Origin of the sequence: Marivita geojedonensis, assembly GCF_002115805.1 — a bacterium.
GTDB lineage: Bacteria > Pseudomonadota > Alphaproteobacteria > Rhodobacterales > Rhodobacteraceae > Marivita > Marivita geojedonensis.
Window position 1 is genome coordinate 142565 of the sequence record NZ_JFKC01000005.1, and the last position, 24301, is coordinate 166865.

Consider the following 24301-nt stretch of genomic DNA (forward strand, 5'->3'; position numbering starts at 1 on the left):
GCGGCCCTCTCCGCCCCTGCACCTATCTGACACCAGCAACCCCGTGGGGCTGATCCGATGAAACACAGTGCGTTTTTCTGGTTTGTGCTGCCCTCAGCCATCGCAATGCTGTTGTTCATCTTTTTCCCGATTGTCTCGGTGGTCATCCAATCCGTTCATGTTGCCCACGAACAGGTCATCGTCGAGGTGGAAAACTGCGGCCCCTTCGGCTGCACCACCGCCACCGCCATCGATCAGGAAGCGACCGCTGCGCTGCGCGCGGAACAGCCCCTTGGACGGTTCGCCGGGCTGGAAATCTACAAGGACCGCAACCACCTCGCGGTGACGCAGGTCGGGCAGCTCTGGGACCAAAGCACCGGGATCGGAGACTTCATCGGAAAGCTGATGAACCTGCCCTTCTACAAAGCGCTCGGATTCACGCTGACCTATACCTTCGTGGTCACGCCACTCACCATTCTGTTCGGCTTCGTCATCGCCGTCGCCGTCAACAGCGCGGCACGCGTTCTCCGCGGACCGCTGATCTTTTTCTCGCTGCTGCCCAACATCGTCACCCCCCTGATCGGCGGTCTCATCCTGTTCTGGATGGTCGATGCCCGCGGCGTGATCGGAACCGCTCTGCGCTGGCTTGCCGACGATCCATCGCTGTCGGTCAAGGCCGACACCGGCCTGATGTGGATCATGCTCATGGTCTACGGCGTCTGGCACTCCGCCCCTTTCGCCTTCATCGTGTATTACGCGGGTCTGCAAACCGTGAACACGGACACGCTCGAGGCCGCCCGCATCGACGGGGCCAGCCGGTGGCAGCAGATCCGGCACGTCGTGATCCCGCATCTTCTGCCGCTGACCACTTTCATCGCCCTGATCCAGCTGATGGACAATTTCCGAGTGTTCGAACCGATCATCAGCTTCAACGCCAGCGCCCATGCAACCTCGCTGAGCTGGGCAATCTACAATGACCTTGGCGGAGAGACGCAGCAGCTGACCTCGGCTGCCGCCACCTCTGTTCTGACGGTGATCGGCGTGGCCATTCTGCTGTCGCCCGTCCTCGTCCGAACCTACCGCAGCTATGGCAAGGCATAGAGGACAGGATCATGGCCAGCAAAGCACAGCAACGCCCCCTCGCCCTTCAGATCGTCCTCTTGATCACGCTTGTGGTCTGGATGGCCGCGGCTGCTTTCCCATTCTTCTGGACACTGTGGGGCTCGTTCAAAGTCGAAGCCGATTTCTTCTCTCTCGCCGACTGGACCAACGCGCTGACCGGGCGCATGACCAGCATGGAAACAGGAGAGGCGTTCACCGCACAGGGCTACTACGGCGCCTGGATTCAAGAGGAATTCTGGCGCGCCACACTGAACTCGGTCCTCGTCTGCCTCTTTGTCGTGACCATCTCACTGACCCTCGGCACTCTGGGCGGCTACGCGCTGGCCCGCTCCACCTACCGCTACGCGTTCTGGTTTCTGCTGATCGCGCTGATCTTCCGCGCGATGCCGCCGATCACGCTGGTGTCCGGCTACCTGCCGGTGTTCTTCGAATGGAATGTCTGGGGCTATCTGCCAACGGCGATCATCGTGCTCGTGGCGATCAACCAGCCCTTCACGCTCTGGATGCTGCACTCCTTCTTCAAGAACATCCCGCAGGATCTCGACGAATCCGCAATGGTCGATGGCTGCACCCGGTTTCAGGCCTTTCGCCACGTGATCATTCCGGTCATGTGGCCGGGCGTCATCACCACCGGGCTCTTCAGCTTCCTGCTGGCCTATAACGACTTCGCCGTGACCGCGATGATCCTCGACAAACAGAACCAGACCATGGTGCCCAAAATCGCCAGCTTTCTCGGAACCACACAGACCAAAGGCAACGTGATGTTCGCCGTCGCTGCCGTGGTTTCGACAACGGCACCGCTCTTCCTGCTGATCATGTTCTTCCAGCGTCAGATCGTCTCCGGCCTCACCGCCGGAGCCGTTAAGGGCTGACCCCCGATCTTCTCTGTTTCAAAAATACCTCGGGGGAGTCGCCCACAGGGCGACGGGGGCAGCGCCCCCGTTTTCCGTCAACGGAAAACAAGGATGCGCCAACGCATCCTCCACCGTCCTCAGTTCAAGGTCACCAACTTGCCCGGGTTCATGATATTTCCCGGATCGATCGCCTTCTTCAGCGTCGCCATCAACGCATAGGCCGCGCCATGTTCCTCGGCGAGGTATTTGCGCTTGCCCAGCCCCACACCGTGCTCCCCGCTGACCGTGCCGCCGAACTCCAGCGCCAGCATGTTGACCTGATTGGCCAGCGCCTTCGCGCGCTCCATTTCGTCGGCGTTCTCGGGATCGACAAGGATCAGCAGGTGAAAGTTCCCATCCCCCACATGGCCCACCAGCGGCGCAATCAACCCCGATTGCGCGATCACCTCTTTCGTCCGCGCGATGCACCCGGCCAGGGCCGAGATCGGCACGCAGCAATCCGTTACCAAACCCTCACATCCGGGCCGAAGCGCTTTTCCCGCGTAATACGCATTGTGCCGCGCCTGCCAAAGGCGGTTGCGATCTTCCGTTCGTGTGGCCCATTTGAAATCCGACCCGCCATGCTCTTCGACCAGCGAGGCAAAGCTCTCGACCTGCTCGGCCACGCCAGCTTCCGAACCGTGGAACTCCAGAAACAGATGCGGCACTTCCGGAAGACCCATGTCGGGATTGTAGATGTTCATCCCCTTCATCTGGACCTCGTCCAGCAGCTCGATCCGGGCCATCGGCAGGCCCATCTGAATGGCAAGGATCACCGTGTCCACGGCGCTGGCAATATCGGGAAACGCGCAGGTCGCCGCCGCCACATGTTCGGGCTGGCCACGCAGTTTGACCGTCAGCTTGGTGATGATCCCAAGCGTGCCTTCCGACCCGACAAAGAGGTGCGTCAGGTCATACCCGGTCGAGGATTTCCGCGCCCGGCTGCCCGTCTCGATGATCTGTCCATCCGGCAGCACCACCTCCAGCGCCAGCACATTGTCCGCCATCGTCCCATAGCGCACCGTATTGGTGCCCGAGGCCCGCGTTGCCGCCATTCCGCCCAGGCTGGCATCCGCCCCCGGATCGACCGTGAACATAAGCCCGGTCGCCCGCAATTCCTCGTTCAACTGCACCCGCGTCACGCCGGGTTCCACAACCGCATCCAGATCGCTCTCGTTGATCTGAAGCACCCTGTTCATCCGGCTGGTGTCGACGGTGATTCCACCCTGCACCGGCACGATATGACCTTCCAGGGACGACCCGACACCATACGGCACCACCGGGCAGCCATGCTGCGAACAGACCTTCAGGATCAGCGACACCTCTTCCGTGGTTTCGGGAAAGGCCACCGCATCGGGCAGGACCGGCGTCGTGTAGGCTTCGTCATGGCTGTGCTGATCAAGGATAGACGACCCCGTGGACAGACGGTCTCCAAGGATGTCACGCAGGGCGGCAATGGTGGCTTCGATATGGGTGTTGGACATGCAGCTCTCCCTCTTCGGCGCCACGCTACTGCCTCGCGTGCGCAGGGAAAAGCCTGATCAGGCGTCGATCGGTTCAATCAGGTCCGGCCCCGAGGCCCGGTTCGAATTCACCCGCCGGTCGACACGGTAGAAGTCCATCGCGTCATCGGGGGCCGCCCGCATCAACGTCGCCGCCCCGTGCCCGGCCTCCCCCAACCAGAGCGCCCAGTCCTCGGGGCGCAGCGTCACGGGCTGGCGATGGTGAATGGCCGACATGCGCTCGTTCGCGCCCGTCGTGACAATGGCGCAGGTCCGATGCGCCACACCGTCCCGCTCCCAATCCTGCCACACCCCGGCAAAGACCAGCACCTCCGCATCCGCCGGATGGATGTACCACGGCAGGCGGTTGCCTTCGTCATCCTTGGTCCATTCGTAAAACCCCGTCGCCGGGATCAGACAGCGCCGCTCCCGGCACGCCGCTTTGAACGCGGGCTTTTCGGCAATCGTCTCGGCCCGCGCATTGATCAGCAGCGGCCCGCCGTTTTCGGTCTTGTACCAATGCGGCAGAAACCCCCAGCGCATGGCCACCAACCGGCGCTGGCCCTCGAGCGTATGAACGGCATGCACGAGGTTGGTCGGACACACATTGTAGTTGGGGACATCGGGCAGCGCATTGGCCGGCACGGCATCGAACAGCCGCGCCATGGCATCATGCGGCAGGGTTATGGCGAAGCGTCCACACATGAGAGAAAGGGTAGGCCGGGCGGAAGCCGGCCTACCCGTTGCATCACTGCTTCAGCGTGATCCGACCGTCCGTATAAGGCTGATACGGTGCGTTCTCGGCGATGAATTCAGCCGTCACATCGGCAAGGTCCGGGCCAAAGTCATACGCGTTCATCGCATCGCGGAACATCGAGAAGCCGTCACCGCCGTTGCGGACAAAGTTGTTGCTGACCACACCATAGACCTTTTCCGGGTCGAGCGGCTCACCGCCGATCATCACGTCCGAAATCCGGCTGCCGGGCTCTTGCGTGAGATCGGCCGTGAAGCTCATGCCAGACACCTGCAGGAACCGACCGGCGCCGTCCGCATGCTGACTTACCCCGTTCTCCAGCGCGTCAAGCAGCGTTGCCCCGGTCACCTGGAAAGTCGAAAGCGAGTTCTGGAACGGCAGCACCGTCAGAACCTCGCCCATGGTAACCGGGCCCGCATCGATATCGGCGCGGATGCCACCGGAGTTCATCAGGGCCACGTCGATTCCCTGGTCTCTAACCCGTTCGAGCATCGCGTCGGCAATGAGATTGCCTCCGGTGCATTCCATCTGACGGCAAACGCTGCGATCTCCGGTGATGACGTCAGCCGCTTCAGCCACGACCTTGTTGCGGATTTCGTCAAGCGGTGCGGCCGCCTCGGTGATCCGCGCCTTGGTCGCTTCGTCCTCGGACACGGCCGCATCCATGATCAGCGGCGCGCCTGCGGCTTCGGTCACGTTGCCCTCGTCGTCGAAGGTCACGTTCAGCTCACCCAGGAACTTGCCAAAGGCATAGGCCTGCACGATCGCGGTGTTGCCTACCATCGTCGGATAGCTGCCTGCGGCACCCTCCATGTCACCCAGCAGCGTGTTGGAGTGGCCACCGACGATCACATCGACACCGGTGGTGTTTTCCGCCACACGAATGTCTGTGTTGTAGCCCGAGTGGCTCAGAACGATGATCTTGTTCACACCCTCTGCGGTCAGCCGGTCGACCTCGCCCTGCACTGCATCCACCGGATCGGTGAAGATCACGTTCGGGCCCGGGCTTGCCAGTTCATCGGTATCCTGCGGTGTCAGGCCGATCAGGCCCAGCTTTTCACCGCCCCGCTCGATGATCACCGATTTCTGGATCGCATCGGACAAAAGCGGCTCGCCCGAAATGTCCGCGTTCGACATCAGCACCGGGAATTCCACCGAATCGACAAACCCGCGCAGAACTTCCGGGCCATCGTCGAATTCGTGGTTGCCCACGGTCATCGCGTCATAGCCCATCTGGTTCATCATCTCAGCTGCCAGCTTGCCCTTGTAATAAGTGTAGAACAGCGTGCCCTGAAACTGATCCCCGCCATCGACAAGGATGTGATTGTTGGTGCGCGCCTTGGCATCGTTGATCGCTGTCATCAGGCGGGCAGAGCCGCCAAAGCACTTGCCTTCAGCGTTGTCCTCTGCCGAGCAGCCGGAATCGTACTTGCTGATGGGTTCGAAACGGGCGTGGAAATCATTGGTGTGAAGAATCGTCAGGGAATAATCGGCCTGCGCCACACCAGCGGTCAGCGCCAGCGCTGCGGCGCTTGAAAGTAGTCGGTAAGACATGTGAGTCCTCTCTGTCGGATTGTTATGGCGCAATCGTGCATCGCCGCGCGAAGGGAGTCAAAACTTACGCAAGGGACAGCGCTGGATTTGTCTGTGCAACGCTTCTGCAACGGGCAGATGACAGTGCTTGACGCCACGGCCCGCAACCGGCACATCCCTCCCATGATCTACAAAATCCTCCGCTCCGACGAATGGGACGCGCTTCAGGCGCAGGGTGAAACCTCGGGTGCCCCGATCGATGTGACCGATGGCTACGTCCATTTCTCGACCGCCGATCAGGTCCGGGAAACCGCAGCGAAACACTTCGCCGGGGAAGCGGGCCTGATGCTTCTGGCATATGACGAAACCGCGATGGAAGGCGATCTGCGCTGGGAGCCTTCCCGCGGTGGCGCACTGTTCCCGCATCTCTACGGTCCGCTTCGGCTGTCCGAGGTCGTCTGGGCCAAGCCTCTGCTGATGCAGGGAAATGGCCACGAGTTTCCGGACGACCTCACATGACATCCGTTGATCCGACACGCGCGCAGTTCGAGGCCGGTGCCTTCCTGACGATGGCGACCGCACCCGATACCACAGGGGAGGCATTGGGATGAGCCTGCTGGAACAGGCCGGGCTTCGCCTTCTGCACCGGTTCGACCCTGAAACCGCCCATGGCATGGCGCTCACTGCGCTGCGCCTCGGTCTCGCGCCGTCCGCCGGAACCGTGACCAGCCCCCGCCTGCGCACCACGCTTGCCGGGATGACGCTGGCCAACCCGGTTGGCCTTGCCGCCGGGTTCGACAAGAACGCCACCGCCCTGCGCCCGCTCTCCCGCGCTGGCTTCGGCTTCATCGAGGTTGGCGCTGCCACCCCACGACCACAGCCCGGCAACCCGAAACCGCGCCTCTTCCGCCTGACCGAAGACCGCGCCGTCATCAATCGCTTCGGCTTCAACAATGACGGCATGGCAGCCATCGCGGCACGCCTCGCCGACCGCCCCCGCGATGCCGTGATCGGGCTCAACCTCGGCGCCAACAAGGACAGCGAAAACCGCGCGGGCGATTTCGCCACCGTGCTGGCCACCTGCGCCGCCCATCTCGACTTCGCCACGGTGAATGTCAGTTCGCCCAACACCGAGAAACTCCGCGACCTGCAGGGCAAGGATGCCCTCGCGGCCCTGCTGGCTGGCGTCATGGAGACCCGGAATTCCCTCGACCGGCCGATCCCGATTTTCCTCAAGATCGCGCCGGACCTGACCGATGCGGAAATCGCCGATGTGGCCGAGGTCGCGCTCACGTCGGGCATCGACGGACTCATCGCCACCAATACGACGCTCGACCGCGACGGACTGACCTCACCCCATCGCGACGAAAAGGGTGGGCTTTCAGGACGGCCTCTCTTCGAAAAATCCACCCGCGTGCTGGCGCAGATCTACCGCGCCACCGAAGCGCGTTTGCCGATCATCGGCGTCGGCGGCATCGCATCGGCCGAAGACGCTTACGCCAAGATCAGGGCCGGTGCCTCGGCCGTGCAACTCTACTCCGCCCTCACCTACGAAGGGCTGAGCCTCGTGCCACGGATTTCCAAGGGTCTCGATGATCTGCTCAAGCGCGACGGGTTCAACACGGTGTCCGAGGCGGTCGGCACCGCAACCTGACCCTGCCGCTTCTTCGTTTCAAAAATACCTCGGGGTCTGGGGCAGAGCCCCAGGATTTTCCGTCCACGGAAAATCCCGGACGCGGCACCGCGTCCGCTACCGCATCATCGGCACCCGGGTCGCTGCAACGAAGTCCCGGATCATCTGCGCATCCTTGATCCCCGGCGCGGCCTCCACGCCCGACGACACGTCGACCTGCTTCGCGCCCGTAAGCGCGATTGCCTCGGCGACATTCTCAGGGGTCAACCCACCGGCAAGCATCCACGGAACCGGCCACCGGCGGTTCGAGATCAGCCGCCAGTCGAACGAAACCCCGTTGCCGCCCGGAAGCGTTGCTGACTTCGGCGGCTTCGCATCGACAAGGATCTGATCCGCAACGGTGGCATAATCATCCAGCGCCGCCACATCCTCGGCATCCGCAACACCCACAGCCTTCATCACCGGCAGGCCATACCGCGCCCGGATTTCGGACACCCGCTCAGGGGACTCCGCCCCATGCAACTGCAACATGTCCAACGGCACCGTCCCGGTGATCTCGTCCAGCAACGCGTCATCCGCGTTGACGACCAGCGCCACCTTGGCGATGCCCACGGGCACCTCAACCGCAAGGTCTCGCGCCGCAGCGACCGACAGGTTGCGCGGGCTCCTGGGGAAGAACACGAAACCGCAATAGGCCGCCCCGGCCTCGGCCACGGCAGCCACGTCTTCAGGCCGGGTCAGCCCGCAGATTTTCACACGAATGGCAGGGGTCACGGGTCCGGTCAGCTCGCCTGATCGAGAAGCGCCAGAACCTCGTCCTTGTCCTTGTCACGCTCCGCCTTGGTCCGGCGCAGTTCCCGCTCGAGCTTTTTGACCTCGGCCTGACGCTGGGCCGCTGCGGCACGGTGCTTGTGCTCCCGCAGCCACTCCCAGACAAATCCGATCAGCAGCCCGGCGATGATGCCACCGAAGATCACGATGAACAAAGGCAGTTCGATCGATCGGTTCATCCCCGCCAGATCGGCCAGACCCGACGGCAGAAGCTGCAGCATCACCATGCCGCGATTGGCCAGCGCCACCGACACCAGCACGATGGCCAGCGCCGCAAGAAATGCATAGCGAATATATCGCATCAGTTTTTACTTCCCATTCAACCTGTCTCGAAGCAGCTTGCCGGTCTTGAAAAACGGCACATGCTTTTCTTCCACTTCAACCGCTTCGCCGGTGCGCGGGTTCCGCCCCACACGAGCTTCACGCTTCTTGACCGAAAACGCGCCGAAGCCTCGAAGTTCAACCCGGTCACCGCGTGCCATGGCATCGATGATCTCTTCAAAAATGGTGTTCACAATGCGCTCTACATCGCGCTGGTACAAATGCGGATTGTCGTCGGCAATCTTCTGAATCAATTCGGACCGTATCATAGTCTCGCATCCCCTTGTCGCACGCCTGTCCCGCGCGTGTCGTGAGGTTCAGTATACGCAGGACATTGCAAAACGGAAACCACGGCGTTTGCGCCAAAGGCAGAAAGTTGAGGCAAATGAAGCGGTTCAAGGCCCCTCGTCCGCTTGAATCCCGGCGAAATCCTGCACCGGGCCCCATGGGCACCCACCTCGCGATCCCGACGATTCGCAGGCGACAGAGTGTCGAATGACACACGCGATCCGGGGTGTCGGCGCGGTCCGGGTCTGGACTTCCGGCCTCATCGCTGGCTCAGTGCGGACACAAAAGACCACAGGGAGGCGACCATGAAATTGCTGCGTTTCGGAGACACCGGGGCCGAGAAACCCGGACTGATGGATGACACCGGCCAGATCCGCGATCTGTCCGGCCAGATCGACGACATTACCGGTGACACGCTCTCGCCCGCGTCCCTCGAGCGGCTGCGCGGCATCGACCCGGCATCGCTTCCGGCGGTGGAGGGCGCACCACGCATCGGCCCCTGTGTCGGGTCGGTCGGCAAGGTCATTGCGATTGGTCTCAATTATGCCGACCACGCCGCCGAAGCGAATATGGCGCTGCCCGAAGAACCCATCGTGTTCTTCAAGGCGACCTCGTCGATCTCCGGCCCCAACGACCCGGTGGAAATCCCGCGCGGCTCGTCCAAGACGGACTGGGAAATCGAGCTGGGCGTGGTCATCGGAACCCGCGCGAAATACGTGTCCGAAGCCGACGCCCTGTCCCATGTGGCAGGTTATTGTATCTTCAACGATGTCAGCGAACGCGACTTCCAGCTGCACCGCTCCGGCCAGTGGGTCAAAGGCAAATCCCACGACACCTTCGCGCCGATGGGCCCGTGGCTCGTCACAGCCGATGCCGTGGCCGATCCGCAGAACCTCGCTATGTCGCTCTCGGTCAACGGCCAGACCATGCAGGACGGGTCCACCCGTACGATGCATTTCTCCGTGGCCACGGTGATCGCGCACCTGTCCCAGTTCATGACGCTCAATCCGGGTGACGTGATCGCCACAGGCACGCCACCGGGTGTCGGCATGGGACAGAAGCCGCAGGTCTACCTGCGCGAAGGCGACGAGATGGTGCTCAGCATCGAAGGCCTCGGCGAACAGCGCCAGACCTGCATCGCGGCGCGCGACTGATCAGGGGGCCGTCAGGCCCCCGACATCACCCGCACTTGCTGTGGCCGCAGGATCCGCAGGTCATACAGCCCTCGATCATCCGCATATCGTACTGCCCGCAGGACGGGCAGGCTTTGCCGCGCGGCGCATCGAGATTGACCACCTGCGCCTGCGGGTCCGATTTCAGGCCCATGCCCTCACCGGCAAGAAAGCCGATGGCGATCATGTGCTGTTCGATCACCCCGCCGATGGCGGCAAGGATCGACGGAATGTATTTGCCCTGCACCCAGGCCCCGCCGCGCGGATCGAACACCGCCTTGAGTTCCTCGACCACAAAGGACACGTCGCCGCCGCGCCGGAACACCGCCGAGATCATCCGCGTCAGCGCCACGGTCCATGCGAAATGCTCCATGTTCTTGGAGTTGATGAACACCTCGAACGGACGGCGATGCCCACCGACGATGATATCGTTGATCGTCAGGTAGATCGCGTGCTCGCTGTCCGGCCATTTCAGCTTGTAGGTGTTGCCCTCCAACGCCTGCGGCCGGTCGAGCGGTTCGGACATGTAGATCACGTCGCCATGCGGCTGCCGCAGTTCTTCGTCGGAGGTGGCGATGACTTCCGGTGAGTTTGAGTTGTCCAGCAAAGTGGAGAGGGAAACCCCCAAAACATCTGCAATTTTTTCAAGAGTATCAACGCGCAAGCTGGAGTTTTCGCCGCTGAGATATTTGCGTAGAGTACTAGCATCCAAACCAGCGTCTCGTGCGACGGCTGCTACCGAACTCTTCTTCTCAGCGATCATGTCTTTGATAACTTGACGAAGATCGACTTCCTTCTTCTCCTCCGCCACACTCAAAACCGACCCCGTCACATCGTTCGGACGATAGGTCGTGCAGCCCTTACAGCCGGTCTCGAAGGCCTCCATATAGACGTCCTTGAACGCCTCAAAGGAAATGTCCTCCGGGCAGTTGATCGTCTTCGAGATCGAGGAATCCACCCATTTCTGCGCCGCCGCCTGCATCTTCACATGCTCCAGCGGGGCCAGCGTCTGGGCGTTGACGAAATAGTCTGGCAACTCCCGGTCGCCGAACTTCTCGCGCCACATCTGGACAGCGTAATCAACCACCTCTTCCTCGGTCCGCGTGCCGTCCTTCTGCAACACCTTGCGGGTGTAGGCATAGGCAAAGACCGGCTCGATCCCCGACGACACGTTCCCGGCATAAAGCGAGATCGTCCCGGTCGGCGCAATCGAGGTGAGCAGCGCATTGCGAATGCCGTGTTCGCGGATCGCGGCGCGCACGTCCTCGTCCATCATCTGCATCGTGCCGGACGCGAGGTACTTCTCCGCATCGAAGAGCGGGAACGCGCCCTTCTCCTTCGCCAGATCGACCGACGCCAGGTAGGCGGCGCGGGCAATCGCGTGCAACCAGCGCTCGGTCTGGGCTGCGGCCTCGTCCGAGCCATAGCGCAGGCCCAGCATCAGCAGCGCATCCGCCAGCCCGGTCACGCCCAAACCGATCCGCCGTTTCGCCTGCGCCTCGGCCCGCTGCGCCTCGAGCGGGAAGCGCGACGCGTCCACCACGTTGTCCATCATCCGCACGGCAGTCGCGACCAGATCGTTCAGCGCGCCTTCGTCCAGCGCCGCCGCCTCCTCGAACGGGTCCGTCACCAGCCGGGCCAGGTTGATCGACCCCAGAAGACACGCCCCATACGGCGGCAGCGGCTGTTCTCCGCAGGGGTTCGTCGCCGCGATGGTTTCGACATAGCTCAGGTTGTTGGCCTGATTGATCCGGTCGATGAAAATCACACCCGGTTCGGCATAGTCATAAGTCGCGCGCATGATCCGGTTCCAAAGATCGCGCGCCTGCACCGTGTGGTAAACCTTGCCGTCAAAGACCAGATCCCACGATCCGTCCGCCTTGACCGCTTCCATGAAGTCATCCGTTACCAGCACGGACAGGTTGAACATGCGCAACCGCGCCGCATCCGCCTTGGCGCCGATGAAATCCTCAATGTCCGGGTGGTCGCAGCGCATCGTCGCCATCATCGCACCCCGGCGCGACCCGGCAGACATGATGGTGCGGCACATCGCGTCCCACACGTCCATGAAGGACAGCGGCCCCGACGCATCCGCCGCAACCCCTTTCACATCCGCACCCTTGGGCCGGATGGTGCTGAAATCATACCCGATCCCGCCGCCCTGCTGCATCGTCAGTGCGGCCTCTTTCAGCATCTCGAAAATGCCGCCCATGCTGTCGGGGATCGTGCCCATGACAAAACAGTTGAACAGCGTCACCGACCGCGCCGTACCCGCGCCCGCGGTAATGCGCCCCGCAGGCAGGTATTTGAAATCCTCCAATGCGCCGTAGAACCGCTCTTCCCAGACCGCAGGCTCCGCCTCCACCTCGGCCAGAGACCGCGCGATCCGCCGCCACGTGTCCTCGACCGTCCGGTCCAACGGCGTGCCATCCGCCTCTTTCAGACGGTACTTCATATCCCAGATCTGTTCAGCGATCGGCGCGGCAAAACGGGTCATGGATGCGATTCCCCTAACATCGAAGATCGACAGGATACCCTGTCGGCAAGAAACAACAATTAGTTTTGGTGGAGCGGAAACACTACCACATTCGGTAGCGCCTGGGGAAGGCTCTGTGGATAACCCCGTGAAAAACCTGTGCAGCCACGTCGCCCCTTGAACCCCCTCCCCCGACGTCTAATCTCCACTTCAAGGGAGACCCCAATGGCAGGCACCATCCATCTCATCAAACTCTCCGTCGGCTCCGACAGCGTGGAACAGATCGAGGACTGGCAGCAGAACCGTTCGAAGCAGCGGGTCAACGGCCAGTATTTCCACCTGACCCGCATGTGGCCCAAACGTGAAACCGACCTGCTCAACGGTGGCTCGATTTATTGGGTGGTCAAAGGCCTGATTCAGGCCCGCCAGCGCATCATCGCACTTGAGGAAATCATCGGCGATGACGGCATCCGCCGCTGCGGCATCGTTCTGGACCCGGAGTTGATCCGCACCGCCACCGCCCCCAAACGCCCGTTCCAGGGCTGGCGCTACCTCAAGCCCGAAGACGCTCCGCCCGACCTCGGCAAGTCGCGCCTGAATGACGATACATTGCCCCCCGAACTGGCTGGCGCACTGGCCGAAATCGGTGTGCTCTGACTGGGCCGCACAGTCGCCCTGCGCGACCGCACTGGTGATTTGCAGATCAATACATAGTTTGGGCTGAGCCCTTCAGCGAACAGGACAACCGACATGACCGAAAGCTACACGCCCCCCAAAGTTTGGATCTGGGACAAGGAAAACGGCGGCAAGTTCGCCAGCACCAACCGCCCCATCGCGGGCGCGACCCATGACAAGGAATTGCCGGTCGGCAAACATCCGTTCCAGCTTTACAGCCTCGCCACCCCGAACGGTCAGAAGGTCACCATCCTGTTCGAGGAGTTGCTGGCCGCAGGCCACACCGGCGCCGAATACGATGCGTGGCTGATCAGGATCGGCGATGGCGACCAGTTCGGATCGGGTTTTGTCGAGATCAACCCGAACTCCAAGATCCCCGCCTTGATGGACCGCTCCGGCGACACACCGGTGCGCGTGTTCGAATCCGCCGCGATCCTGATGCACCTTGCCGAGAAATTCGACGCCTTCCTCGGGCCGAAGGAAAACCGCGCCGAAATGCTCAGCTGGCTGTTCTGGCAGATGGGCAGCGCGCCCTATCTGGGCGGCGGTTTCGGCCATTTCTACACCTACGCGCCCGAGCCGATGGAATATCCGATCAACCGCTTCGCGATGGAGGCCAAGCGCCAGCTTGACGTGCTCGACCGCCAACTGGCCGACCGCGACTTCATCAGCGGGCCGGATTACACCATCGCCGACATGGCGATTTGGCCGTGGTACGGCGGGCTGGTTCTTGGCCGACTCTACAACGCGGCCGAATTCCTCGACGTCGAAAGCTACACCAACGTGGTCCGCTGGGCCAAAGCCATCGACGCCCGTCCCGCCGTCAAACGCGGGCGCATGGTCAACCGCACCTCTGGCGACCCCAGCGAACAACTGCACGAACGCCACGACGCGTCGGATTTCGGCACAAAGACGCAGGACAGGATCGCAGCCGCCGAATGACACGCTCCTGCGCGCCGGGACGCCCGGCGCGCGGGTATTGCCGCATCCCGACCGGGCCTTATCTCGGCCCACATGAAGGATGAGTTCGACAACCGCAGCCGCCCCGTCCCCACCGGACGTGCCGCCCGCGCTGCCCGCATGGGCGGGTTGGCCGGGGGTCTTCTGACCTCCGCTGCCGCAGCCGGGGCGCGCACGCTGTTTCAGGGTCGCAAACCATCGCCCCGCGACATGTTCCTCACGCCGTCAAACGCCCAGCGCCTCACGCGGGAGCTCTCGCAGATGCGCGGTGCGGCTATGAAAATGGGTCAGCTGCTGTCTCTCGAAGCAGGCGACCTGCTGACGCCCGAACTCGCCGCCGTCCTCCGCCCGTTGCAGGCACAAGCGCATTTCATGCCGCCCTCGCAGCTCAAACAGGTGCTGACCAAGGCCTGGGGTTCAGATTTTACCAAACGGTTCAAAAAATTCGACGTCCGTCCCATCGCCGCCGCCTCGATCGGACAGGTCCACCGTGCCCGGACCCACGATGGCCGCGATCTGGCGATCAAGGTGCAATACCCCGGCATCCGCGACAGCATCGACAGCGACCTGCGCAACCTCGCCAGCCTGATGCGCCTCTCGGGCCTGATCCCCAAGGCGCTCGACCTCAGCCCACTCCTCGAGGACGCCCGCGCGCAACTGCACGAAGAAGCCGATTACCAACAGGAAGCGCACAGCCTGCGCCAGTTCGGTGACCTCCTGAAAGACGACCAGCACTTCATCGTCCCGCAAGTGTATGACGATCTGTCCACCCGCGACATTCTCGCGATGGCGTTCATCCCCTCTGAACCCATCGACACGCTGGAGGACGCAGATCAGACCACCCGCAACCGGATGGCGGAACGCCTGATCGCCCTGATGATGCGCGAGGTGTTCGACTTCCACCTTGTCCAGTCCGACCCCAACTTCGCCAATTTCCGCTGGCAGCCCGAGACCGGCAAACTGGTCCTGCTCGATTTCGGCGCAACCCGCCGTCTGACGCCCGAGCTCGTGGACTGCTCCCGTGCCATCCTGCGCCCGGCGCTGGACAATGACCTGCCCGGCATCGCCGCCGCGCTGCGCGACCTTGGCCTGCTGTCGGACGCGCTCCCGGAAAAGGCCCGCGCCGAGATCCTGAACATGGTCGAAACGGCCAACGCACCCATGCTGCATCCCGACGGGTTTGATTTTGGCGACACATCCCTTGTGTCAGACCTGCGCGACCGGGGCATGGCGCTTGGCCGGGATCGGTCCATCCAGCATATTCCGCCGACCGAGGTGCTCTACCTGCAACGCAAGGCCGCCGGGCTGTTCCTGCTCGCCACCCGCCTGCGCGCCCAGATCACGCTGCGCGATCTTTTCCAGACTTACGTATAAAGCGCCCAAACGCGTTGACGCGTTTGGTCACTCCGTCGACGGAGTGTCCCGCGCTACAGCCCCAGCCGCTCGATCAGGGCCCGCAGGGCTGCCCGCTCCTGATCCGTCACCTCGGCGCGCCTGCTCCGGAACAGCGTCGCCTGGCTTTCCAGAACCGGCGGTTCATCCAGTATTTTCAGGTGGTTGGCCCGCAGGGTCTCGCCGGTCGAAGTGATATCCGCAATTGCTTCGGCCGTCAGGTTCTTGACCGTCCCTTCGGTCGCCCCCTGACTGTCCACAAGCTGGTAATCCGCCACACCACCCCGGCGCAGATAGTCCCGCACCAGCCGGTGATACTTGGTGGCGATCCGCATCCGGAACCCGTGCCGCGCGCGAAACGCTGCCGCCGCACCGTCCAGATCATCGAGCGTGTCCACATCGACCCAGCAATTCGGCACTGCCACGATCAGGTTCGCATGGCCAAAACCCAAAGGTGCCAGCGGTTCGACCTTCTGATCCCACTGCACCAGCTTTTCCTGAATGAGGTCGTTGCCCGTCACCCCAAGGTGAATGCGCCCCGCCGCCAGTTCGCGCGGAATCTCCCCCGCCGACAGCAACACGAGATCAACCCCGTCGACCCCGTCCACCGCGCCGGCATATTCGCGCTCCGACCCCGTCCGCGTCAGCGTCACACCCCGCGCGCCGAACCAGTCGAAGGTCTTTTCCATCAGCCGCCCCTTGGACGGCACGCCCAGCTTGATCGTCATGGCAGCCCCCCAAGATCGAGCACCAGATCAGGCCGGATCACGCCCCCCACGGCAGGGATTTCACGCCCCTGACCCAGCCGTCGGGTCAGCGCGTCGTAACGCCCTCCGGTTGCCACCGGAGGCAGGTCAGGTCGCGCCTCGGAATAGAAGCCAAAGACAAACCCGTCGTAGTATTCCATGGACGTACGCCCGTACGACGCCTCAAACGGCAGGCTGTCCACATCGACACCGCGCCGGGCCATTGCCTCGCAGCGCGCCTCGAACCGGTCGAGCGCGGGGAGCAGGCCCGGCATTTCCACCGCAATATCGCGCAGATGTTCAAGCGCGTTGGGGCAGGTTTCCGACACGGACAGAACGGTGGCGATCAGGTCAACGATCTCGACCGACATCGGTGGTTCCGCCGCATCCGCGCGCAGGGCGTCGATCCGGGTTTCGATCTCGCGTTCGCTGCGCAGCCCGATCATCACGCCCGCGTCCTGCAACGGAGCCTCCGAAGCCAGCAGCGCCGCCCGCGACGGCGGTACGGGCGCAAGCCCGGCAAAGCGTTTGACCAGCGCCGTAAACCGCGCAGGCCGCCAGATATGGCGCATCAAGGCCGCGCGCCGGTCCTCCGTCGTGGCAAGCCCCCGCACCATCGCGATCAGGATGCCGATATCCCCGGTCGCCGCGCGCAGGCCCAGCGGGGCAAGCACGTCCGAAAACTGGCCGAACACATCTGCATCCGACTCCGCCGCGTTGGAGCCGCCGAATTCCTCGTAGCCCACCTGCATGTATTCGCTGCGGCGGTCGGGGTAATCCTCCTGCTTGCGGAACACCTCACCGAAATATGTGTAGCTGGCGGGAAAACCGTCACCTTGCATATGGTACTGCACCACCGGCACGGTGAAGTCCGGGCGCAGCATCATCTCGCCGCGTTCCGGGTCCGTCGTGACATAGGCCCGCGCGCGGATATCCTCGCCATAGAGGTCGAGAAGCACCTCGGCCTGCAACAGGATATCCGTCTCGAACCGCATCGCGCCATCTGCGACAAAGCCTTCGCAGATGGATTCAGCCTCGATCCTGACCCGCGACTTATTGGGAATGTCCTGCGCCATCAGGAATAGCTTTCAAGGATCTCGCGCACCTTGGACACAAGCTGATCGCGCGGCACTTCGAACTGGTTCGGGCGGTCCTGCCATTCCTCAAGGCTCGCGCTCTCGGCGATCTTCGCCCCAAGGATCAGGTCCTTGATCTGCACCACGCCATTGGCCTTTTCATCCCCGCCTTCGATCACGGCCACGGGCGAATTGCGCTTGTCCGCGTATTTGAGCTGATTGCCGAAATTCTTGGGATTGCCCAGATAAACCTCGGCCCGGATGCCCGCGCTGCGCAGTTCGGCCACCATCGCCTGATAATCGCCCATGCGATCGCGATCCATGACGGTAACCACCACCGGGCCCTGCGTCTTGCTGCCGATCCGGCCTTTTTCGCGCAGAGCGGCCAACAGGCGATCAACCCCGATGCTGACCCCCGTGGCGGGGACCGGCTGGCCGGTAAAGCGCTTGACCAAATCGTCATAGCGCCCGCCACCCGCGACCGATCCGAACTGCCGTTTACGGCCCTTTTCATCAAGGATTTCAAAGGTAAGCTCGGCCTCGAACACCGGTCCGGTGTAATAGCCCAGACCGCGCACGACCGAGGGGTCGATGACGATGCGATCCGGGCCATAGCCGCCAGCAGCCAGCAGATCAGCGATCTGCTCAAGCTCTGCCACACCTTCTGTCCCAATCGCGCTGTCACCAACCGCCGCCTTCAGATTCTCGATCGTCTGGGCGGCAGTTTCGCCTTTGGAGGTTAAGAACGCGATAACGGGCTCGGCCTGCGCGTCGCTGAGGCCCACACCATCAATATAGGCACCAGATGCATCCAGACGCCCCTTGCCCAAAAGCTCGCGCACACCGGCTTCGCCGACCTTGTCGAACTTGTCGATGGTGCGCATCACTGCCGCCGCTTCGGCCTCGTCGGTGACAGCCATCGCCTCCAGCACACCGTTCAGAACCTTCCGGTTGTTCACCCGAACGATGTAGTCCCCGCGCGGGATTCCAACGACCTCCAGCGTGTCCGCCAGCATCGCACAGATCTCGGCATCCGCCGCGACGGAGCCGGACCCGACCGTATCCGCATCGCATTGATAAAACTGCCGAAACCGCCCCGGCCCCGGCTTTTCGTTGCGCCAGACAGGCCCCATCGCGTAGCGCCGGTAGGGCAGCGGCAGATCGTTGCGGTGTTGCGCATAGACCCGCGCCAGAGGGGCCGTCAGATCATAGCGCAGGGCAAGCCAATCCCCCTTGTCGCCATCCTCGTCTTCCTGCCACGCAAATACACCCTCGTTGGGGCGATCCACATCCGGCAGGAACTTGCCAAGCGCCTCGACCGTCTCCACCGCAGAGCTTTCCAAAGCGTCGAACCCATAGCGATGATAGACCCCGGCGATCTGCGCCAGCATCTCGGCGCGTTCGGTCACCTCAGTGCCGAAATAGTCGCGAAAGCCCTTGGGCGTCTGCGCCTTGGGCTTGGGGGCTTTTTTCTCTTTGGCCATGGTCAATTCCCGCTTGGGCTTGCGTGTCGCGCTTCCTCTAAACGCTGGAACCCGAGGGGGCAAGCAAAGGCACGCGCCCCGCATAGCGGAGATGGTTAACAAAAGGTTAAAAGGGCCGGATCGGACCCAATGTTTCGCGTGCGAAACAATAGGTCCGCACATGGACCCATTCACCTCTTGCCATCGGCGGCGACCATGCGCATCTGTGGAGTATGAACAGCACCGCCCTCGAAGAACGCATCGCGCATCTTATGCGCATAACCGACGACCTGTCCGACACCGTGGCCCGGCAGGCCAAGGAGATCGACCGCCTGACCGCGCGGGTCGAAATGCTTTTGATGCGCGAGGCCGAACGCGAAGCCGAAGGGTCAGGCGGCATCGTCCTTGGCGACGAACGGCCCCCACATTACTGACCCGCCCCGGTCAGTTCCCGCGAATGTCGGTCTCGATCACTTCACCGCCGTGCAGAAGGATCGTTTTCCAGACAGGGTTCGACCCGAAGCGCTCATAGACACTGACAAAGACCGTATCGCGTGCCAACCGTGACATGGCAGACCCACAGGGCTTGCCTTTGCCGACACGACAGACCCGCGACTTGAGGGTCTCATAGGCCGCGTCGGTCGACGAATAGGGCTGCACTTTGGAGGGCAGACCGTAGCGCAGCTGCTCGTGCGTTTCCGGACTGCCGAACATCGCCAGAGCGGCCGTAAACTGACGCGCGCATCCGTCGTCGAAGCCGGTCACGTAAAATGTATGCGGCGCGGTGTTTCCGGGCTGGCTGTCATAGATCGCGTAGCCGCTGCCGCGCTCCGGGTAGCGTTCGACCCGCGTGCCCAGCTTTCGCGTCGGAACATCGCAGACCCGCGCCAGCGTGCCATAGGGAAGAACGGTGCCCATTTGCACAATCTGGTAATCCGGTGCGCCGGGCTTTGGCCCATTCGCCACACGTGCTCCGCCCGGCGCGGCGGTTGACCCGGCGTCGGATCGCGTCTCCGGGGCCAGCGCGGCGACCTGCACCCCATCAGCCTCGGGCTGGGTCTGAGCGTCTGCCGCCGCGCGACTGAGGAAACCCAGCAATCCCCGCCGTGGTGTCTGCGGTTGAGTCGCGTCTGCCGCTGCAGTCTCGGCGACGGCGTCTTCCGTCACCGCATCTGCATCGGAGCCTGCATCTGACACGCCAACGTCCGGAACCGGCGACGGATCAGAAGCCTGCGCCCCGCCGAAAAGCCTGCCGAACAAGCCACGCTTTTGCGGCGCGACAGAGGTCGGTTCGACGGCTTCCGCCTCCGGGGTTTCGCGGATGGCGGCCTGAATCTCGCTCTCGCTCACATCGGCATCCGACAGGCGCGGCACGTCACGCAGCGGGTCACTGGCGCAACCGGCAAGCAGACTGCCCGCGATCAGGATCGCAGCGAAACGGTTCATGCATCCCCCCTATTCCGTCGCGGCACCCTAGCGAGGCGCTGACACCCCGTCCAGCCGCCCACACGCGACATTCCGCCATGCGTGGATCAAAGCTCCTCGACGTCGAGCACCCCGCCAAGAGACTTGATTGCACCCTTGATTTCAGGCGTCACGGGAAACTCCTGCGACAGCGCCACATCGACCTCACCGGGCAGCCCGGGCGCGTTGAGGCAGCAGATGCGGATCGGCCCCTTGCCCGCCTTCGGAAGCTGATCCGCCGCGCGGGTCAGGACCGAGGCAACATGGGGGACGACCTCCACCTCATCGACAAAGATGCGCAGCCCCATGCTCACGGCATCGGCGACGGCAATATCCACAGGTGCAACCGAACGGCCCAACAGTTTCAGCTGGTCAGATTCCATCGTCGCCTCGGCAGTGACCATGACCTTGGAGCCAGTTTCGAGATGATCGCGCGCGGCTTCGAGCGTGTCCGAGAACAGCGTAACCTCATACGCCCCGGTCGGATCGCTGAGCTGGGCAAAGGCAAAACGATTGCCGCGTGCCGATTTCCGTTCCTGCCGCCCGGCCACAACGCCCGCCATCTTGACAACGCAGGGTCCGTTCTGCGCCTTGGCCAGCACATCGTCGAGCGTCATCGCGCCCTTGCGCTTGAGCGCGGTCATGTAATCATCAAGGGGATGGCCGGAGAGGTAGAAACCCACGGCCTTGAACTCTTCCGACAGACGTTCGGCGGGCAGCCAGTCCGTCACCGGCGACAGCCGCGGTTCGGGCAGGTCATCGCCCGCTTCGCCAAAGAGCGACACCTGCGCTGACGCGCGCTGATCGTGGATGGCCGCGGAATAGGCCACCAGCGCATCAAGGCTTTCGAACACGCGCCGCCGGTTGGGATCAAGCCGATCGAACGCACCGGACCGCGCCAGCATTTCCAAGGGGCGCTTGCCCACTCGTTTCAGATCGACCCGGCGGGCCACGTCGAAAAGGTTAACAAATGGTTTCTCCCCGCGCGCCTCGGTGATCAGCTTCATCGCGTCCACACCGACGTTCTTGAGCGCGCCCAGCGCATAGACCAGCGCCCCGTCCTGAACGTCGAACATCGCCTGAGAACGGTTCACGCAGGGCGGCACCCACGGCAGGCCAAGGCCCTTCTTCACCTCTTCGAAATAGGTGGCCAGCTTGTCGGTCAGGTGAATATCGCAGTTCATCACCCCGGCCATGAATTCGACCGGGTGGTTCGCCTTGAGCCATGCCGTCTGGTAGCTCACCACCGCATAGGCAGCGGCGTGGGATTTGTTGAAGCCGTAGTTGGCGAACTTTTCCAAAAGGTCGAACACCTCCGAGGCTTTCTTCGCCTCGACGCCGTTCTCCGCCGCGCCCTTTTCGAATTTGGGGCGCTCCGCGTCCATCGCCTCCTTGATCTTCTTACCCATCGCGCGACGCAAAAGGTCCGCGCCGCCAAGGCTGTAGCCCGCCATGACCTGCGCGATCTGCATCACCTGTTCCTGGTAAACGATGATGCCCTGCGTCTCCTCAAGGATATGATCGATCAGCGGATGCACCGATTCCCGTTCGCGCAGACCGTTCTTGACCTCGCAATAGGTCGGGATGTTTTCCATCGGGCCGGGACGGTAGAGCGCCACAAGCGCCACGATGTCCTCGATACAGGTGGGCTTCATGCGCTTGAGCGCGTCCATCATGCCCGAGCTTTCCACCTGGAACACCGCGACGGTCTTGGCCGCAGCGTAGAGCTTGTAGCTTTCTTCATCATCGAGCGGGATGTGCCCGATGTCGTTCTCGGCCCCCGGTGCGGGTTCGTAAAGCTGACGCCCGTCTGCCGCCATGTGCAGCGGTCGGCCGGCCTTGGCGATCATGTCCAGCGCGTACTGGATCACGGTCAGCGTCTTGAGGCCGAGGAAGTCGAACTTCACCAGACCCGCCTGTTCGACCCATTTCATGTTGAACTGCGTTGCGGGCATCTCGGAGCGCGGATCCTGATAAAGCGGCACCAGCTCGTCCAAAGGCCGGTCCCCGATCACCACACCGGCGGCGTGGGTGGAGGCGTTGCGCAGCAATCCTTCAACCTGCTGGCCGTAAGTGAGCAAACGGTCCACCACCTCTTCCTCGCGCGAGGCTTCGCGCAGGCGCGGTTCGTCCTTGAGCGCCTTTTCAATGCTGACGGGCTTGACCCCTTCGACCGGGATCATCTTCGACAAACGGTCCACCTGCCCGTAAGGCATCTGCAACACACGCCCCACATCGCGCACCGCAGCCTTGGACAGAAGCGCACCAAAGGTGATGATCTGGCCCACCCTGTCCTTGCCGTACTTGTCCTGAACGTAGCGGATCACCTCTTCGCGGCGGTCCATGCAGAAGTCGATGTCGAAGTCGGGCATCGACACACGTTCCGGGTTCAGGAAGCGTTCGAACAGAAGCTGATAGCGCAGCGGATCAAGGTCGGTGATGGTCAGCGCATAGGCCACCAGAGAGCCCGCACCAGACCCCCGCCCCGGACCCACCGGGATATCGTGATCCTTGGCCCATTTGATGAAGTCGGCCACGATCAGGAAGTAGCCGGGAAAGCCCATGCCTTCGATGATGCCCAGCTCGAATTCGAGCCGTTTCTCGTATTCCTCGACGGGCGCGGCGTGCGGGATCACCGCAAGCCGCTCTTTCAAACCCTCGCGCGCCTGTCGCTTGAGTTCCTCGACCTCGTCATCCGCGAATTTCGGAAGGATCGGATCGCGGCGATAGGCCATGAAGGCGCAACGCCTGGCAATTTCCACCGTGTTTTCAATCGCTTCCGGCAGGTCGGCAAAGAGCGTCACCATCTCCTGCGGCGACTTGAAATAGTGCTGCGGCGTCAGGCGGCGGCGCGGTTCCTGCTGATCGACATAAGCGCCCTCGGCGATACAGATCAGCGCGTCATGCGCCTCGTACATGTCGGATTTCGGGAAATAGACATCGTTGGTCGCAACCAGCGGCAGCCCCATCGCATAGGCTATTTCCACAAAGCCGCGCTCGGTCAGACGCTCGCTTTCAGGCAGGCCGTTTTCGCCCGGATGACGCTGCAATTCGACATAGAGCCGGTCACCGAAGATCTCGGCCAGACGGTGCATCACCGCCTCTGCCGCGCCCCGATTGCCCTGTTGCAGGATGCGCCCCACCGCGCCCTCCGGCCCGCCGGACAGGCAGATCACATCTTCGCTGTGCTGCGCCAGCTCGTCCAAAGTGACATGCGGCAGTTCCCCATCCCTCCGCAGGTAGAGGCAGGAATTGAGCTTCATCAGATGCTCGTACCCGGTTTCGGTCTGCGCCAGCAGAACCACCGGCGCAGGCGGTTTGGCACGTTCGCCCGGCGCGGGTTCGGCCACCCGCAGATCTACCTGACAGCCAATGATCGGCTGGATGCCCGCACCCGATGCGGACACCGAAAATTCCAGCGCCGCAAAGAGGTTGTTGGTGTCGGTCAGCGCAACCGCAGGCATACCCTTGGTCATGCACAGATCGGGCAGCTTCTTGAGCCGCACCGCCCCTTCCAGAAGCGAATATTCGGAATGGACGCGCAGGTGAATGAATCGGGGATCAGCCATGTACCCACGATATGCAGCCCGTGATCCGGTGAAAAGCCCAACCTGTGGGTGTCCGGCAAATTGCGCTTTACAATCCTGATTGAAATAGTCAGATATCGCCGCATAATACCTGACAAAAGGAATCGGAATAATGATCCGGACAGTGACACCCCTCCTCACAACTCTTGCCCTGACCAGCGCCGCACTGGCTTCCGGCCCCGGCGAAACGCACCATGACGGCACCGTCTATCTGGCAAACGGCCTGACCTACGAGATCTTTGAAACCGCCATCGAGCATGTCGACCTTGAAGGCTGCCCGGCCGAGTTCGACGCCGACGCCAATTTCTGCCGTATGACGCTGGCCGCCGATCTCGCGCATGTGTTCGTGTTCGCCTACGCGGGCAACCAGCCGCTGCTTGCGGTCAAGTCCTACGAATTGGGCGACGGGTTCCTGCCGTTCTGATCCAAAGCGC

The 24301-nt window shown here is 62.7% G+C and carries 22 protein-coding genes; 10 read left to right on the forward strand and 12 right to left on the reverse strand.

The window, feature by feature from the left end:
* The first annotated feature begins 57 nt into the window (after nucleotides 1-57).
* Nucleotides 58-1080, forward strand: a complete 1023-nt coding sequence (locus tag MGEO_RS08410) for a carbohydrate ABC transporter permease (protein ID WP_085636273.1) — start codon at nucleotides 58-60, stop codon at nucleotides 1078-1080.
* A gap of 11 nt (nucleotides 1081-1091) precedes the next feature.
* Nucleotides 1092-1973 carry a carbohydrate ABC transporter permease gene (locus MGEO_RS08415; protein ID WP_085636274.1) on the forward strand — a complete coding sequence of 294 codons (882 nt, stop codon included), beginning with the start codon at nucleotides 1092-1094 and terminating at the stop codon, nucleotides 1971-1973.
* 119 nt (nucleotides 1974-2092) lie between these two features.
* Here MGEO_RS08415 and MGEO_RS08420 read toward each other — a convergent pair whose 3' ends face one another.
* Genes MGEO_RS08420 through MGEO_RS08430 form a run of 3 tightly spaced genes read right to left on the reverse strand, consistent with a single transcriptional unit; the run spans nucleotide 2093 to nucleotide 5804 of the window.
* On the reverse strand, nucleotides 2093-3478 hold the full coding sequence (locus tag MGEO_RS08420) for an FAD-binding oxidoreductase (protein WP_085636275.1): 1386 nt from the start codon (nucleotides 3476-3478) through the stop codon (nucleotides 2093-2095).
* 57 nt (nucleotides 3479-3535) lie between these two features.
* Complete coding sequence (locus MGEO_RS08425) at nucleotides 3536-4201, reverse strand: SOS response-associated peptidase (RefSeq protein ID WP_085636276.1); 666 nt, start codon at nucleotides 4199-4201, stop codon at nucleotides 3536-3538.
* Between the two features lie 43 nt (nucleotides 4202-4244).
* The gene (locus tag MGEO_RS08430) at nucleotides 4245-5804 is read right to left on the reverse strand and encodes a bifunctional metallophosphatase/5'-nucleotidase (protein WP_085636277.1); all 1560 of its coding nucleotides are present in this window, start codon (nucleotides 5802-5804) and stop codon (nucleotides 4245-4247) included.
* Between the two features lie 162 nt (nucleotides 5805-5966).
* On the opposite strand from MGEO_RS08430, the gene MGEO_RS08435 reads away from it, so the two are divergent.
* On the forward strand, nucleotides 5967-6302 hold the full coding sequence (locus tag MGEO_RS08435; protein ID WP_085636323.1) for a DUF952 domain-containing protein: 336 nt from the start codon (nucleotides 5967-5969) through the stop codon (nucleotides 6300-6302).
* A gap of 88 nt (nucleotides 6303-6390) precedes the next feature.
* Complete coding sequence (locus tag MGEO_RS08440; RefSeq protein ID WP_085636278.1) at nucleotides 6391-7437, forward strand: quinone-dependent dihydroorotate dehydrogenase; 1047 nt, start codon at nucleotides 6391-6393, stop codon at nucleotides 7435-7437.
* Between the two features lie 96 nt (nucleotides 7438-7533).
* Here MGEO_RS08440 and MGEO_RS08445 read toward each other — a convergent pair whose 3' ends face one another.
* The 3 genes from MGEO_RS08445 to ihfB are packed head-to-tail and all read right to left on the reverse strand — an operon-like array spanning nucleotide 7534 to nucleotide 8837.
* Nucleotides 7534-8190: a phosphoribosylanthranilate isomerase gene (locus tag MGEO_RS08445; RefSeq protein ID WP_085636279.1), complete on the reverse strand. Its 657-nt coding sequence runs from the start codon at nucleotides 8188-8190 to the stop codon at nucleotides 7534-7536.
* A gap of 8 nt (nucleotides 8191-8198) precedes the next feature.
* On the reverse strand, nucleotides 8199-8549 hold the full coding sequence (locus MGEO_RS08450) for a lipopolysaccharide assembly protein LapA domain-containing protein (protein ID WP_085636280.1): 351 nt from the start codon (nucleotides 8547-8549) through the stop codon (nucleotides 8199-8201).
* Between the two features lie 6 nt (nucleotides 8550-8555).
* Nucleotides 8556-8837, reverse strand: coding sequence for an integration host factor subunit beta (ihfB, locus tag MGEO_RS08455; RefSeq protein WP_085636281.1), 282 nt, complete (start codon nucleotides 8835-8837; stop codon nucleotides 8556-8558).
* Nucleotides 8838-9161: 324 nt separating this feature from the next.
* Between ihfB and MGEO_RS08460 the strand changes: the two genes are divergently transcribed.
* On the forward strand, nucleotides 9162-10010 hold the full coding sequence (locus MGEO_RS08460) for a fumarylacetoacetate hydrolase family protein (protein WP_085636282.1): 849 nt from the start codon (nucleotides 9162-9164) through the stop codon (nucleotides 10008-10010).
* A 25-nt stretch (nucleotides 10011-10035) separates the two neighbouring features.
* Here MGEO_RS08460 and MGEO_RS08465 read toward each other — a convergent pair whose 3' ends face one another.
* Nucleotides 10036-12525, reverse strand: a complete 2490-nt coding sequence (locus MGEO_RS08465) for an adenosylcobalamin-dependent ribonucleoside-diphosphate reductase (protein WP_085636283.1) — start codon at nucleotides 12523-12525, stop codon at nucleotides 10036-10038.
* A gap of 204 nt (nucleotides 12526-12729) precedes the next feature.
* On the opposite strand from MGEO_RS08465, the gene MGEO_RS08470 reads away from it, so the two are divergent.
* From MGEO_RS08470 to MGEO_RS08480, 3 genes are all read left to right on the forward strand, one after another.
* A complete protein-coding gene (locus MGEO_RS08470; RefSeq protein WP_085636284.1) occupies nucleotides 12730-13161 on the forward strand; it encodes a DUF1489 family protein in 432 nt (143 codons plus the stop codon).
* A 93-nt stretch (nucleotides 13162-13254) separates the two neighbouring features.
* Nucleotides 13255-14121 carry a glutathione-dependent disulfide-bond oxidoreductase gene (gene yghU / locus MGEO_RS08475; RefSeq protein ID WP_085636285.1) on the forward strand — a complete coding sequence of 289 codons (867 nt, stop codon included), beginning with the start codon at nucleotides 13255-13257 and terminating at the stop codon, nucleotides 14119-14121.
* A gap of 72 nt (nucleotides 14122-14193) precedes the next feature.
* Nucleotides 14194-15513, forward strand: coding sequence for an ABC1 kinase family protein (locus tag MGEO_RS08480; protein WP_085636286.1), 1320 nt, complete (start codon nucleotides 14194-14196; stop codon nucleotides 15511-15513).
* A gap of 53 nt (nucleotides 15514-15566) precedes the next feature.
* Here the strand turns inward: MGEO_RS08480 and hisG are convergent, their stop codons facing one another.
* Genes hisG through hisS form a run of 3 tightly spaced genes read right to left on the reverse strand, consistent with a single transcriptional unit; the run spans nucleotide 15567 to nucleotide 18837 of the window.
* Entirely contained in the window at nucleotides 15567-16259 is a 693-nt protein-coding gene (gene hisG / locus MGEO_RS08485) for an ATP phosphoribosyltransferase (protein WP_085636287.1), read from the reverse strand.
* A complete protein-coding gene (locus MGEO_RS08490; protein WP_085636288.1) occupies nucleotides 16256-17353 on the reverse strand; it encodes an ATP phosphoribosyltransferase regulatory subunit in 1098 nt (365 codons plus the stop codon). The genes hisG and MGEO_RS08490 overlap by 4 nt, the downstream gene beginning before the upstream one ends.
* Nucleotides 17353-18837, reverse strand: a complete 1485-nt coding sequence (gene hisS / locus MGEO_RS08495; RefSeq protein ID WP_085636289.1) for a histidine--tRNA ligase — start codon at nucleotides 18835-18837, stop codon at nucleotides 17353-17355. Before hisS ends, MGEO_RS08490 begins: the two co-directional genes overlap by 1 nt.
* A gap of 212 nt (nucleotides 18838-19049) precedes the next feature.
* Between hisS and MGEO_RS08500 the strand changes: the two genes are divergently transcribed.
* Nucleotides 19050-19250 carry a SlyX family protein gene (locus MGEO_RS08500; RefSeq protein ID WP_085636290.1) on the forward strand — a complete coding sequence of 67 codons (201 nt, stop codon included), beginning with the start codon at nucleotides 19050-19052 and terminating at the stop codon, nucleotides 19248-19250.
* A gap of 10 nt (nucleotides 19251-19260) precedes the next feature.
* On the opposite strand, the gene MGEO_RS08505 is transcribed toward MGEO_RS08500, so the two are convergent.
* A complete protein-coding gene (locus MGEO_RS08505; protein WP_085636291.1) occupies nucleotides 19261-20262 on the reverse strand; it encodes a hypothetical protein in 1002 nt (333 codons plus the stop codon).
* A gap of 86 nt (nucleotides 20263-20348) precedes the next feature.
* Nucleotides 20349-23849: a DNA polymerase III subunit alpha gene (gene dnaE / locus MGEO_RS08510; protein ID WP_085636292.1), complete on the reverse strand. Its 3501-nt coding sequence runs from the start codon at nucleotides 23847-23849 to the stop codon at nucleotides 20349-20351.
* A gap of 130 nt (nucleotides 23850-23979) precedes the next feature.
* On the opposite strand from dnaE, the gene MGEO_RS08515 reads away from it, so the two are divergent.
* A complete protein-coding gene (locus MGEO_RS08515) occupies nucleotides 23980-24291 on the forward strand; it encodes a hypothetical protein (protein WP_085636293.1) in 312 nt (103 codons plus the stop codon).
* Nucleotides 24292-24301: the final 10 nt, after the last annotated feature.

Bases quoted from the DNA above. Each gene is read 5' to 3' on its own strand.
- MGEO_RS08450 (WP_085636280.1), bottom strand. From the start codon at position 8,549: ATGCGATATATTCGCTATGCATTTCTTGCGGCGCTGGCCATCGTGCTG.
- MGEO_RS08460 (WP_085636282.1), top strand. From the start codon at position 9,162: ATGAAATTGCTGCGTTTCGGAGACACCGGGGCCGAGAAACCCGGACTG.
- MGEO_RS08470 (WP_085636284.1), top strand. From the start codon at position 12,730: ATGGCAGGCACCATCCATCTCATCAAACTCTCCGTCGGCTCCGACAGC.
- yghU (WP_085636285.1), top strand. From the start codon at position 13,255: ATGACCGAAAGCTACACGCCCCCCAAAGTTTGGATCTGGGACAAGGAA.
- MGEO_RS08440 (WP_085636278.1), top strand. From the start codon at position 6,391: ATGAGCCTGCTGGAACAGGCCGGGCTTCGCCTTCTGCACCGGTTCGAC.
- MGEO_RS08500 (WP_085636290.1), top strand. From the start codon at position 19,050: ATGAACAGCACCGCCCTCGAAGAACGCATCGCGCATCTTATGCGCATA.
- MGEO_RS08415 (WP_085636274.1), top strand. From the start codon at position 1,092: ATGGCCAGCAAAGCACAGCAACGCCCCCTCGCCCTTCAGATCGTCCTC.
- dnaE (WP_085636292.1), bottom strand. From the start codon at position 23,849: ATGGCTGATCCCCGATTCATTCACCTGCGCGTCCATTCCGAATATTCG.
- MGEO_RS08480 (WP_085636286.1), top strand. From the start codon at position 14,194: ATGAAGGATGAGTTCGACAACCGCAGCCGCCCCGTCCCCACCGGACGT.
- ihfB (WP_085636281.1), bottom strand. From the start codon at position 8,837: ATGATACGGTCCGAATTGATTCAGAAGATTGCCGACGACAATCCGCAT.
- MGEO_RS08420 (WP_085636275.1), bottom strand. From the start codon at position 3,478: ATGTCCAACACCCATATCGAAGCCACCATTGCCGCCCTGCGTGACATC.
- MGEO_RS08515 (WP_085636293.1), top strand. From the start codon at position 23,980: ATGATCCGGACAGTGACACCCCTCCTCACAACTCTTGCCCTGACCAGC.
- MGEO_RS08430 (WP_085636277.1), bottom strand. From the start codon at position 5,804: ATGTCTTACCGACTACTTTCAAGCGCCGCAGCGCTGGCGCTGACCGCT.
- MGEO_RS08465 (WP_085636283.1), bottom strand. From the start codon at position 12,525: ATGACCCGTTTTGCCGCGCCGATCGCTGAACAGATCTGGGATATGAAG.
- hisS (WP_085636289.1), bottom strand. From the start codon at position 18,837: ATGGCCAAAGAGAAAAAAGCCCCCAAGCCCAAGGCGCAGACGCCCAAG.
- MGEO_RS08505 (WP_085636291.1), bottom strand. From the start codon at position 20,262: ATGAACCGTTTCGCTGCGATCCTGATCGCGGGCAGTCTGCTTGCCGGT.
- MGEO_RS08425 (WP_085636276.1), bottom strand. From the start codon at position 4,201: ATGTGTGGACGCTTCGCCATAACCCTGCCGCATGATGCCATGGCGCGG.
- hisG (WP_085636287.1), bottom strand. From the start codon at position 16,259: ATGACGATCAAGCTGGGCGTGCCGTCCAAGGGGCGGCTGATGGAAAAG.
- MGEO_RS08435 (WP_085636323.1), top strand. From the start codon at position 5,967: ATGATCTACAAAATCCTCCGCTCCGACGAATGGGACGCGCTTCAGGCG.
- MGEO_RS08490 (WP_085636288.1), bottom strand. From the start codon at position 17,353: ATGGCGCAGGACATTCCCAATAAGTCGCGGGTCAGGATCGAGGCTGAA.
- MGEO_RS08410 (WP_085636273.1), top strand. From the start codon at position 58: ATGAAACACAGTGCGTTTTTCTGGTTTGTGCTGCCCTCAGCCATCGCA.